This window comes from Sinorhizobium fredii USDA 205 (assembly GCF_001461695.1).
Classification (GTDB): Bacteria; Pseudomonadota; Alphaproteobacteria; order Rhizobiales; family Rhizobiaceae; genus Sinorhizobium; species Sinorhizobium fredii.
Map to the genome: position 1 here is coordinate 1 of NZ_AUTC01000138.1, position 12,312 is coordinate 12,312.

Consider the following 12,312-nt stretch of genomic DNA (forward strand, 5'->3'; position numbering starts at 1 on the left):
TTATAGACCCGCACCCTCCAACACGTCAACAGGGTTCTTGGAAAAAACTTCAAAAAACGACAAGTAACTGATTCCACATACGTATTTTAAACGGGCAGGAAGAGCATTGGGAACCGCCCCTAAAATCAGCGTCGAAAATGTTGACCGGTTGGTAAAATCGTTCCGTCTTGCGCATTCTCGCGTCGGAGCGCGATATCCTCGCCGTCGAAGCCGCTTTTCCGCGGTCGCCAAAGGCTGCTAGTGTCGGCGTATCTTAGAGAGGAGAATTCGGGGATGCTGGTACTGGATACGGCTCAGACACGCGTGGCTCTACCCTGGGACGGGCTCGTCCAAGCGCTTGGCGAGATGTTCGCAAAAGGGTGCGTCATGCCGGTGCGCCATCATCACGATGTCGAGGTCCCCGGCGAGGCGGATGCGACGCTGCTCCTCATGCCGGCCTGGCAGCCGGGCGCCTATATCGGCGTCAAGATGGTTTCGGTTTTCCCCGGCAACCAGACTCGCGGGCTGCCGGCGATCCACGGCAGCTACCTGCTTTCTTCAGGCGCGACCGGCGAGTTGCTGGCGATCCTCGACGGCGGCGAACTGACGGCCCGGCGGACCGCCGCTGCCTCGGCGCTCGCGGCGCGTTATCTGGCGCGCGAAGATGCGAGTCGACTGCTAATGGTCGGAACCGGACGGCTTTCGGCCAATGTCATCGAGGCGCACGCCTCGGTCCGTCCCATCCGCGAGGTGGCAATCTGGGGACGGGATCAGAGGAAGGCAGAGGCGACCGCGAAGGAGCTCGACCTCAAGGGCATCGCGGTTTCGGTCGCGACGGACCTCGAGGCGGCTGCCTGCGAGGCGGATATCATCTCCTGCGCGACGCTCTCTTCCGAGCCGCTGATCCGCGGCGACTGGCTGAAGCCCGGCGCCCATCTCGATCTGATCGGCGCCTTCAAGCCGACGATGCGCGAAACGGACGATCGTGCCGTCGCCCGCGCCAGCATCTTCGTCGACACACGCGACGGGGCACTTAAGGAAGGCGGCGACATCGTCCAGCCGCTCAAGGCCGGCGTCATCACGGAAGCGGCAATCCGTGCCGATCTCTTCGAGCTTGCCCGCGGCGCGCATGCCGGCCGCACGGCGCCCGACGAAATCACGCTGTTCAAATCGGTCGGCGCCGCCCTCGAGGATCTCGCCGGCGCCGTGCTCGCCTTCGAGGCGCACCGGTCCAAGGCTTAGACGCGCGCACTCGTTTTGCCGCGCGGGGTGCTTCACCGAAACGTGACGTTGGCCCGGTTCGGCCTGCATTGACGCCACAGGCCCTTGCCGTACCCTCGGCCGACAACAAGGCGGGAGGAGCAACGCCACATGACCGGACGGGCAGGAAAACTCATCCTGGCGGCGATGCTGACGCTTGGTCTTGCGGGCCAAGCGTCCGCCACCGACGCCGGCAATTGGGGTGCCGTCGTCGCCGAAGGCAATGGCCAGACGGTCTATTTCAACGCCTGGGGCGGCTCCGAGAACATCAACGCCTATATTCGCTGGGCGGGCGGAGAAATGAAGTCCCGCTATGGGGTCGACGTTGTGCACGTAAAGCTCGACGATACGGCGAAAGCGGTGGCGACGGTCGTCGCGGAAAAGGCGGCAGGGAAGAACGACGGCGGGGCCGTCGATCTGATCTGGATCAACGGCGAGAATTTTGCGGCGATGAAGCACGCCGGGCTTCTCTTCAGCCCCGACTGGGCGACGAAGCTGCCAAACTGGCGCTATGTCGATCACGAGACCAAGCCAACGGTACTTAAGGATTTCACCATTCCGACCGAAGGACTGGAAAGCCCGTGGGGCGGCGCCAAGCTCGTGTTCTTCCATGATTCAGCGCGAACGCGGAATGCCGATCTGCCCGATTCGGCCGCAAGCCTCCTGAAATGGGCCGAGGCCAATCCGGGCCGCTTCTCCTATCCGCAGCCGCCGGATTTCACCGGTACGTCCTTCCTGAAACAAGTGCTGATCGAGCTGATCGACGACAGGAGCAGGCTGCAAAGGCCGGTCGACGAGGCGACCTTCTCGGCGGATGCCGCGCCCCTGTTCGCCTATCTGGACAAGCTGACGCCGCTCTTGTGGCGGCAGGGCAAGGCCTATCCGCAAAACTATCCCGACATGAAGCAGAAGCTCGCGGACGGCGAGCTCGACATCATCTTCGCCTTCAACCCGGCGGAAGCCTCCTCCGCAATCGCCAATGGCGAGCTGCCGGAGACGGTGCGCTCCTTCGTCTTTTCCGGCGGCACGCTCGGCAATACGCATTTTCTGGCCATCCCCTATAACGCCACAGCCAAGGCCGGCGCATTGCTCCTTGCCGATTTCCTGCTTTCGCCCGAAGCGCAGCTGCGCAAGCAGGATTCGAAGATCTGGGGCGACCCAACCGTTCTTTCGCTGGCAAAGCTTTCGGCCGAGGATCGATCCGCCTTCGAAAATCTGGATCTCGGCATAGCGACACTAAAGCCCGACGAGCTCGGACCGGCGCTCGACGAACCGCATCCGGACTGGATGACCAAGATCGAGGCGGAATGGATCCGGCGATATGGCGCGGCCAATTAGGACAGGATCGCGCGGTCTTACCACGAACACGCTGCTTGCCCTCATCCTGGGACTGCCGATTCTTGCCGGCATAGCGGGGGTCATCCTGCCTGCTTTCGGATATTTGCCGGCGCTCGGCGGCCTGCGCGTCACGCTCGGCCATTTTGCCGAGCTTGCCGGCCAGCCGCACATCCTGCGCTCCAGCCTCACCGGCCTCGCGGCAGGCCTTGCCACGACCTGCGCTGCCGTTGCGATCGTCGGCACCTTCCTGGCGGGTTTTGCCGGGATGCCGGCCTTTTCGCGTATCCAGCATCTGGTGTCCCCGTTGCTGGCAGTTCCGCATGCGGCCGCCGCCTTCGCGCTGGCGTTCCTCGTCGCACCATCGGGCTTTCTCGTTCGGCTGGTTTCGCCGGAACTGACGGGCTTCATGCGGCCGCCGCAATGGCTCCTTCCGAACGACCCGCTCGCCGTCTCGATGGTCGCGGGGCTCATCACCAAGGAAGTTCCCTTCCTCTTCCTGATCGCGCTCGCCGCATTGCCGCAGCTCCCGCTTCGCCAAGCGAGGCAATTGACCGCGGCGCTTGGCTATGGGCGCCTGAGCGGCTTTCTGATCAGTGTCTGGCCGGCCCTCTACCGCCAGATCCGACTGGCCGTTTTCGCGGTCCTCGTCTACTCGGTCTCCGTCGTCGATGTCGCCATCATCCTTGGGCCGCAACTGCCGGCAACGCTGCCGGTGCGGATTGCGCAATGGGCGGATGATCATGACCTCGGCGCACGTTTTCTCGCCTCGGCAGCCGCATTGTTGCAGCTTGCCATCGTCCTTGCGGCGGTCACGGCCTGGCTCGTGATCGAACGGATTGGGCGCTTTGTCCTCGCCCGGCTGACCCATTCAGGGCGACGCCTGCGAAACGACGGCGTGCCTCGGTTCGTCTCGGCTGTCGCAATGGCGGCCTGCGCCGCTGTCATCTTCCTCGGCATTGCAACTCTCGGCGTCTGGTCGGTCGCGGGACTCTGGCCGTTTCCAGATGCCTGGCCGACAAAGCTCACGTCGCAAATCTGGCTGCGCACGCTGCCGCAACTCTGGCCAGCGCTGCGCACGACGATCACACTCGCACTCACATCGGCGTCGCTCGCCCTGCTCTCTGCCGTTCTGCTGCTTCATCGAAATGGCCGCCGCCGCGAAAACGGAACCGGCCATCGACTGCTCTATCTGCCCTTGCTGCTGCCGGAGATCAGTTTCGTTTTCGGCCTGCAGATCCTGATCGTCGCGGCGGGTCTCAAGCCGGCATTTGGGAGCGTGCTGGCGGTGCATTTCCTGTTCGTCCTGCCTTATGTGCTGTTGTCGCTCGCAGCACCTTGGCGCGAGCTCGATCCGCGCTTCGAAAGGATCGCCGCCGGGTTCGGCAAGTCCGCGTTGCAAACCCTGCTGACCGTCCGCCTGCCGCTCCTTTTCCGGGCATGCCTCATCGCCTTTGCCGTCGGCTTCTCGGTCTCTGTCGGCCTCTATCTTCCGACGTTGCTGATCGGGGCGGGGCGGCTGACGACGATCGCGACCGAGGCGGTGGCGCTTTCGTCGGGCGGCGATCGTCGGGTGATCGGCGTCTATGCGCTCGTCCAGGCGTCTCTGCCGTTCCTCGCATTTCTCGTTGCCTCACTTGCCCCCCAGTTGCTATTCCGCAACCGCCGGGCAATGAGGACGTGAATGCTGGACATCGCCGAGACAAGACCCCTGACGCTGGCGGACGTGACGATCCGGCTGGCGGAACGGACCCTGCTTGCCGTTTCGGCAAAGGTGATGCCGGGCGAGGTGCTGACGATCATGGGTCCATCCGGCTCCGGAAAGTCCGCCTTGCTCGCCTTCGCGGGTGGATTCCTCGATCCGGCCTTCGACGCCGGCGGGCGGCTGCTGATCGGCGAGGAAGACGTGACGGACATTCCGGCCAACCGGCGCCACGCCGGCATCCTGTTCCAGGATCCGCTGCTCTTTCCCCACCTTTCCATTGGCGGCAATATCGTCTTTGCCATACCGCCGTCGATCAAAGGACGTAAGGCACGACACGCCCTTGCCGAGCGGGCGCTCGACGAGGTCGGGCTCGGCGGTTTTTTCGACCGCGACCCGGAAACGCTCTCCGGCGGCCAGAAGGCGCGGGTGGCGCTGCAGCGGGTTCTCGTCTCGGCACCCCATTTCCTGTTGCTGGACGAGCCCTTTTCGAAACTCGACGCGACCCTCAGGCAACAAGTTCGCGAACTGGTCTTTTCCAGAGCCAAGGCAGCGGGCCTGCCCGCCATCCTTGTCACCCACGACAGCGCCGATGCCGAGGCCGCGGGCGGCAGGGTGCTCCGGATTGGCGAGGAGGAGAAGCCATGACGGTCGAGCTTCCGCCCCTGCCCGTCCGCGAAATCCTGCCCGCACTTGCCGAAGCGCTTGAAACTTCTCCGTCGGTCGTGCTGTCCGCGCCGCCCGGGGCCGGCAAGACGACGCTGGTGCCGCTGTTCCTCCTCGACCAGCCGTGGTTGAACGGCGGCAAGATCATCCTCTTGGAGCCGCGCCGGCTGGCGGCGCGCGCTGCGGCCGGACGGATGGCCGAATTGCTCGGGGAAAAGGTCGGCGAGACGGTCGGATACCGGATGCGGCTCGACAACCGTGTCTCGGCGAAGACGCGGATCGAGGTGGTGACCGAAGGCGTTTTTACCCGGATGATCCTCGACGATCCGGAGCTCGCCGGCGTGTCGGCAGTGCTTTTCGACGAGTTCCACGAGCGATCGCTCGACGCCGATTTCGGCCTGGCGCTGGCGCTGGACGTCCAATCGGCGCTGCGCGACGATTTGAAGATCATCGTCATGTCGGCGACGCTCGACGTCGAGCGCGTCGCAGGCCTGCTCGGCGATGCGCCGGTCCTTCAGAGCGAGGGGCGGAGCTATCCGGTCGATGTCCGATACGAGAGCAGAAACAGCGATGAAAGAGTCGAGGATGCGGTGGTTCGGACGATCATCGAGGCGCATCGGTCCGACGCGGGCTCGATCCTCGCCTTCCTGCCCGGCCAGGCCGAGATTACCCGGACGACTGAGCGCCTCGCCGGGCGTTTCGACCAGAACACGATGATCGTGCCGCTCTATGGCAATCTCAGCCAGAAGGATCAGGACGCGGCGATCCGGCCGGCGCCGAAAGGCACGCGCAAGATCGTGCTGGCGACCTCGATCGCCGAAACGTCGATCACCATCGACGGAGTGCGCATCATCGTCGACAGCGGGCTGCAGCGGCTGCCGGTGTTCGAAGCCTCGACCGGCATCACCCGGCTCGAGACCGTGCGCGTGTCGCGGGCTTCGGCCGACCAGCGCGCCGGCCGCGCCGGGCGAACCGAGCCGGGCGTCGCCATCCGGCTGTGGCACGCCGGCCAGACGGCGGCGCTTACCGCCTTCACGCCGCCGCAGATCCTTGCCAGCGACCTTTCCGGCCTTTTGCTCGACCTTGCCCATTGGGGGGTCGCCGACCCATCGTCACTCAGCTTCATCGACCTGCCGCCGGAAACGACGCTGCGCGAGGCGCGCGACCTGCTCGTCGAATTGGGGGCGCTCGACGCACATGGCGCGTTGACCCCGAGAGGGCGCATCATCCGCGACCTGGCGCTGCCTGTCAGGCTGGCGGCAATGGCCGTGTCGGCGGCAGAAGAGGGCCAGGCAGCGGAGGCCTGCCTGATCGCGGTGATGCTCACCGAGCAGGGTCTCGGCGGCAGCAGCCTCGACATCGAGGATCGGCTGCGCCGCTTCCGGAGCGAGCGCAGCGACCGGGCGGAGGCGGCTCGCGGGCTTGCCAGGCGGATGGCGGCGGACCTCACTGCGTCACAGGCCAAGGGCGAGCGTGCTCTGCCGGGGGTGCTGCTGATGCACGCCTTTCCCGATCGAATCGCGCTGCAGCGCGGTGGCCGCGGCCGCTTCGTCATGGCCAACGGACGTGGTGCGGAAGTGCCGGAAACCGAGCGACTGGCGGCGGCAGGGATGCTGGTGATCGCCGACCTGACGGGACGAGCCGGGGCACAGCGGGTGCTGGCGGCGGCGGAGATCACCAGGGCGGAGGTCGAAGCGCACATGCCTGAGGCGATCGTCACGGAAGAGCAAAGCTTCTTCGACCGGGCGAGCCGCCAGGTGAGAGCCCGCCGGGTGACGCGGCTTGGAGCGATCGTCTTCGAAGAGGCGCCGCTGCCCCGGCCGCGCGGCGAGGCGGCCGCGCGGGCGCTCGCCGACGGCATTCGCCAGTTGGGGCTCGCTGCGGTGCCTTTTCCGAAGGACGTGGATCAATTGCGCGACCGCATCGGCTTTCTGCACCGGTCGATCGGCGAGCCCTGGCCGGACATGTCGGATGCGGCGCTCCTCGCCCGCCTCGAGGAATGGTTCGTTCCTTTTCAGGGCGATGCCGGCGGCATTGACGGGATCAAGGGCCGCGATCTCACCGAGGGCCTGCTGTCGCTCGTGCCGGACGATCTGCAGCGCGATCTCGCCAAGCTCGCCCCGACGCATTTCGAAGCGCCGACCGGGCAGCGTCACCCGATCCACTACGACGGCAACGAACCGCTGCTTTCCATTCGCGTCCAGGAACTCTTCGGGCTCAAGACACATCCGACGGTCGGCGACGGACGGCTGCCGCTGCTGCTCGAACTGATCTCGCCCGGCCAGCGGCCAATCCAGACGACGCGCGACCTGCCGGGCTTCTGGGCGGGCTCCTGGAAGGATGTCAGAGCCGACATGCGCGGCCGCTATCCCAAGCATCCCTGGCCGGACGATCCGGCCAACGCCATGCCGACGACGCGGGCCAAGCCGCGCGGCACATAAAGCTGGTTTATCATTCGCGGAACGCGCTACAGCGCCGTGCGTCTTTTCAGACGCACAAAGGACGATGTAGCACTTTGAATTGCTGCATGTTTTTGTCCTTAAATCGGCTACGATTTAAGGAAACATGCAGTAGACTTTTGAGGCGGGCGCATAGGGGAACAGATTGGCAGCATGGCGACGATGACACTCGACCACAACGAACTCAACAGCAATCGCAGCCTGAGGCTGCAGACACTGGTGCGGCTGCGCTGGCTGGCGGTCGGCGGCCAGTCCGTGGCGGTCATCGTCACCGCGCTGTGGCTGCAGTTCCCCCTGCCGCTCGTCTCCTGCTCGCTGCTGATTGCCAGCCTGGCACTGCTCAATTTCTTTCTCACCATTCGCTTCCCGCCGACGCATCGCCTGACTGCGCCGGCCGCCTTCGCCCTGCTCGGTCTCGATCTCGCGCAACTGACCGCACTCCTCTTCATCACCGGCGGGCTCACCAATCCGTTTGCGCCGCTGCTTTGCGTGCCGGTCATCATCTCGTCCGCCTCGCAGCCGAAGCCGCACAGCATCGTGCTCGCCGTGTTCGCGGTGATCGGCGTCACGGCGCTGGCGTTCTCGCCCTTTCCGCTGCCCTGGTATCCCGGCACCGTCCTGTTGATGCCGCGCGTGCTGACGGCCGGCGTCTGGTTCGCGATCGTCTCGATGACGGCCTTTGCCGCCTTCTACACCTATCGTGTGTCGCTCGAGGCGAGCGAGCTCTCCGAGGCCCTGACGGCGACCGAACTGGTGCTCCAGCGCGAAAAGCACCTGTCGCAGCTCGACGGGCTCGCGGCGGCGGCGGCCCACGAACTCGGCACGCCGCTTGCCACGATCACCGTCGTTGCCAAGGAAATGGAGCGGGAGCTTGGCGACGACCCTCGCTTCGGCGAGGACGTCCATCTGCTGCGCAGCCAGAGCGAGCGTTGCCGCGACATCCTGAAGCGACTGACGACGCTATCCTCCGAGAGCGAGGAGCATATGCGGCTCCTGCCGCTTTCCTCGCTGATCGAGGAGGTGATGGCGCCACATCGCGAATTCGGCATCCAGATCAAGCTCGTCGAGAAAGGCGACCGCGGTAGCGAGCCCGTCGGCAATCGCAATGCGGGTATCCTCTACGGCCTCGGAAATCTCCTCGAAAATGCCGTCGACTATGCGCGGGAGGCCGTGACGGTGACCGTCGAACACACCACGGAACGCGTCAAGGTGACGATCGAGGACGATGGCGACGGCTTTTCGCCGGATATCCTCGCGAGAATCGGCGAACCATACGTTACGCGGCGGCAAAAGGAAGACAGCGCCGGCGGGCTGGGGCTCGGACTTTTCATCGCCAAAACGCTGCTGGAGCGATCCGGCGCCCGGCTCCGCTTTGAAAATGGTCCCGGTGCCCGGGTCAGCGTCGAATGGCCGCGCGCCCTGATGGATACGAAACTGGCGAAATGATTTTTGGCAGTTTATTGAAGACTTAATAGGAAAACCCACATAATTTCAGCGCAACTGCCCAAATGTGGGCTCCGGATTTGAAAGAATGACCGAAAAATCGACGGGTGCCCACGCCACCCCTGCTGATGCCGAACTGATCGGACCGGATAAAACGCTTTTGATCGTCGATGACGACGGCCCCTTTCTACGTCGCCTGGCGCGCGCCATGGAGGCCCGCGGCTTCACGGTCGAAATCGCCGAATCCGTGGCCGAGGGCATCGCCAAGGCCAAGACGAACCCGCCCAAGCACGCGGTCATCGATCTGAGGCTCGGCGACGGCAGCGGGCTCGACGTCATCGAGGCCATCCGCGGCCGGCGCGGCGACACGCGGATGATCGTGCTGACCGGCTATGGCAACATCGCCACGGCGGTGAATGCGGTGAAGCTGGGGGCGCTCGACTATCTCGCCAAGCCGGCCGATGCCGACGAGATCTTCGCCGCCCTCGTGCGCCGCCAGGGCGAGCGCGTCGAACTGCCGGAAAACCCGATGTCGGCCGATCGCGTGCGCTGGGAACACATCCAGCGCGTCTACGAAATGTGCGAACGCAACGTCTCGGAGACGGCGCGGCGGCTCAACATGCACCGCCGCACGCTGCAGCGCATCCTGGCGAAGCGCGCACCGAAGTAATCAATCCGGCTCGGCCGCCGCATCGCGGCTCCCGCCGACGATATCGCGGATCGATTCGCCGAGTTCACCGTTGTGCTCCGCCGCCCATTCGGCGAGCATCAGGCGCTGCGCCGCCGTACGGGCAAAGGCCTGCGTGACCGACTTTCGCGTCGCCGGCGCCAGCCGATGCTCCGGCGCCTCGCGCAGCATGTGCGCTTCATAGCCATCCGAGAGCATGAGCCCGCATTCCTCCGGGAAGATGTCGAGCGGTACCTGCGCATGGGTGGCGAAAAACAGACGGTCGCAATGAAGCCGGTAGTCCGGCCACTTGCGGTCGACGCGGAAGTCCTCGATCGACGTCTTGATCTCGACGATCCAGATCTCGCCCTTCGGGGATATCGAGATCAGGTCGGCACGCCGGCCGCTGGCAAGCGTCAGTTCCGGCAGCACCGCATGACGCAATTCCATGAACAATCGCTGCACGCCGCGGCGCACCTTCAACGCCCGCTCGGACTGGCGCCCGTCGGCGAGCGGATTGTCGCCATGGATCGATAGGATCGTCATCGCCCACTCCCGTCCCGGTCACATCCCCTTGTTGCAAAAAAACCATCGTCACGGAATTTGCACATTTCGGCCAAATTGCGGCACGGCGATCTCTTGCGCAGCGCACTGCAATCGCAAATAAGCTGACGGCCGGGCACCTTCCCCCGATTTTCCTGATTCCCTTTTACGAGACCCCCATGCGCTTCCGCAACGCTCTCATTTTGTGCAGTCTGGCGGCGACTGTCTTCATCGCCGGCTGCTCGCAAACGACGTCCACCGCAGGCTCCGCTCCCGAGGGCCAGAAAGTCGCGACGAATCAGATCTTTACAGGCAATTATGGCGCCGTCGAGGACCACGGCTATCCGTTGCCGGCCGTTCCGATCAACCGCCTGGACCAGCGCTTCCACCGCCAGATCGTCGATTACGACACTAAGGAGCGGCCGGGCACCATCGTCGTCAACACGCCGAATCGCTTCCTCTATTACGTTCTGCCGGGCGGCAAGGCAGTGCGCTACGGCATCGGCGTCGGCAAGGCAGGGTTCGCCTGGGAAGGCGAGGCCTATGTCGCCTGGAAGCAGGAGTGGCCGACCTGGCACCCGCCGAAGGAAATGGCCGAGCGCAAGCCGGAAGTCGCCAAATATGTCGAAGAGGGCATGGGCCCCGGCATCAGCAATCCGCTCGGCGCACGGGCACTCTACCTCTTCAACGAGGAAGGCAGGGACACGCTCTTCCGCCTGCACGGCACGCCGGAATGGTCCTCGATCGGCACCGCAGCGTCCTCCGGCTGCATCCGCCTGATGAACCAGGATATCATCGATCTTTATTCGCGGGTTCGCCCGGGTCGGAATGCGCGGGTCGTCGTGCAGCAGTAAAGTTGAGCGACGCTCGAGCCTAAACGAAGGGGCCGCCGCTCGAAAGCCGGCGGCCCTTTCGTTTGCCGTTCACGGTGCGCCTTCGGCTGCCCCTCTCCTCGGGTTTAACCCCATAGGCGCTAACTTAGGCTTGACGGAGATGGCGGTGCATGATTCACCGTGCTGATGAGCGATTCTTTGCAAGCGTTGGATTGGGGCGAGCTGGTCGGACGACTGGGCTCGGCGGCAGAGTTGGAGGCGAGCGCGCGGGAGGCCGGCGCGTTGCTGCGTAAACGGCAGGTGGCCGGCGCTGTCGACCTGTTACGATTGTGTTTCGCCTATGTGCTGGCCGGTTTTCGCTTCGCACCTTGGCCGCCTGGGCCGAGCAGCGGGGGCTTGCGTCGATGTCCGACGTGGCGATGCTCAAGCGTCTGAAGGCCAGTGCCGATTGGGTGGGCTCCTTGGTTTCGCTGCTGCTCGCCGAGCGCTGCCCGGAGGCCGTTGCCGGGTTGCCCGGCGGCCTGCGGATGATGGCGGTCGACGCCACCGTGGTCGCGCCGCCCGGGCCGAAGCGGGACTACTTTATGGTGCACACGGTGTTCGACCTTTCGCGGCTGCAGCTCTGTTCGGTGGAGGTCACCGATCGCCATGAAGCCGAGCGGCTGTCGCGCGGCGCCAAGCCCGGAGAGCTTCGCATCGCCGACCGCGCCTACGCCAGGGCGACCGATCTGGCCCGGGCGGTCGCGGCCGGGGCCGATTTCCTGGTTCGCGCCCCTTCGAACTATCCGCGCCTGCTGGACAGCGAAGGTCAAGTGCTGGACCGCCTGGCGCTCTGCCGCGAAGCGGACCAAAAGCGTGTTCTCGATCGCTCGGTGCAGGTTCAGGACGGCAAATCCAAGCTCGCAGTGGCAGCGCGGGTGGTGATCTTTCCGCTGCCGCCCGAGGCGGCCGAGAAAGCCAGGCGCGCGGCGCGCCGTTTGGCCGCCAAGGCAAGCTACGCGCCCAGCCAGGCCGGCATCGAGATGGCCGGCTATCTGGTGCTGTTGACGTCGCTGGCACCGGACGACTGGCCCCCCGAGCGGCTCGCCTCAACCTATCGCCTGCGTTGGCAGATCGAGCTGGCCTTCAAACGCATGAAGTCGCTGGTGGGATTGGAAGACCTGCGCGCCAAGGATCCCGATCTGGCCCGCCTGTGGATCAACACCGCCTTGCTGGCCGCGCTCCTGGCTGAGGACGACCTGCCGGCCCTCGATCCCGAGGCGCCGGACTCTCTCCCCCTGGCCGCCTGAAGCAAGCCACTTTGCCGATCTGGCGTCTCGTCGTCCTGGCGATCACCAATATCGCTATCGCCGTCCTGCACGGGCCAACCCGGGCGATTTCCCGCGCCCTGCTGCTCCATCGACTGCGCGAGCCACCGCGAAGGCG

General features: G+C 65.1%; 10 protein-coding genes. 9 read left to right on the top strand and 1 reads right to left on the bottom strand.

Translation table 11 applies throughout. The features are described 5' to 3' along the window. The first annotated feature begins 273 nt into the window (after nt 1-273). The 7 genes from lhpI (at nt 274) to N181_RS15830 (ending at nt 9,514) form a co-directional block, all read left to right on the top strand. On the top strand, nt 274-1,221 hold the full coding sequence (lhpI, locus tag N181_RS15800; RefSeq protein ID WP_037434787.1) for a bifunctional Delta(1)-pyrroline-2-carboxylate/Delta(1)-piperideine-2-carboxylate reductase: 948 nt from the start codon (nt 274-276) through the stop codon (nt 1,219-1,221). 129 nt (nt 1,222-1,350) lie between these two features. Beyond that, complete coding sequence (locus tag N181_RS15805) at nt 1,351-2,577, top strand: ABC transporter substrate-binding protein (RefSeq protein WP_037398095.1); 1,227 nt, start codon at nt 1,351-1,353, stop codon at nt 2,575-2,577. Further along, nucleotides 2,561-4,258, top strand: coding sequence for an ABC transporter permease (locus N181_RS15810; protein ID WP_037398098.1), 1,698 nt, complete (start codon nt 2,561-2,563; stop codon nt 4,256-4,258). Before N181_RS15805 ends, N181_RS15810 begins: the two co-directional genes overlap by 17 nt. Further along, complete coding sequence (locus N181_RS15815; protein ID WP_037398101.1) at nt 4,259-4,924, top strand: ATP-binding cassette domain-containing protein; 666 nt, start codon at nt 4,259-4,261, stop codon at nt 4,922-4,924. After that, nucleotides 4,921-7,383, top strand: a complete 2,463-nt coding sequence (hrpB, locus tag N181_RS15820; protein WP_060563577.1) for an ATP-dependent helicase HrpB — start codon at nt 4,921-4,923, stop codon at nt 7,381-7,383. Before N181_RS15815 ends, hrpB begins: the two co-directional genes overlap by 4 nt. 171 nt (nt 7,384-7,554) lie before the next feature. Further along, a complete protein-coding gene (locus tag N181_RS15825) occupies nt 7,555-8,847 on the top strand; it encodes an ActS/PrrB/RegB family redox-sensitive histidine kinase (protein WP_037398122.1) in 1,293 nt (430 codons plus the stop codon). A gap of 85 nt (nt 8,848-8,932) precedes the next feature. Then, a complete protein-coding gene (locus N181_RS15830; RefSeq protein WP_037398124.1) occupies nt 8,933-9,514 on the top strand; it encodes an ActR/PrrA/RegA family redox response regulator transcription factor in 582 nt (193 codons plus the stop codon). Here N181_RS15830 and N181_RS15835 read toward each other — a convergent pair whose 3' ends face one another. Then, nucleotides 9,515-10,057: an MmcB family DNA repair protein gene (locus tag N181_RS15835; RefSeq protein WP_050984096.1), complete on the bottom strand. Its 543-nt coding sequence runs from the start codon at nt 10,055-10,057 to the stop codon at nt 9,515-9,517. A gap of 176 nt (nt 10,058-10,233) precedes the next feature. Between N181_RS15835 and N181_RS15840 the strand changes: the two genes are divergently transcribed. Together N181_RS15840 and N181_RS15845 are read left to right on the top strand one after the other, a co-directional pair. After that, entirely contained in the window at nt 10,234-10,908 is a 675-nt protein-coding gene (locus N181_RS15840; RefSeq protein WP_037398127.1) for a L,D-transpeptidase, read from the top strand. Between the two features lie 383 nt (nt 10,909-11,291). After that, entirely contained in the window at nt 11,292-12,176 is an 885-nt protein-coding gene (locus N181_RS15845) for a transposase (protein ID WP_234885984.1), read from the top strand. Nucleotides 12,177-12,312 lie beyond the last annotated feature (136 nt).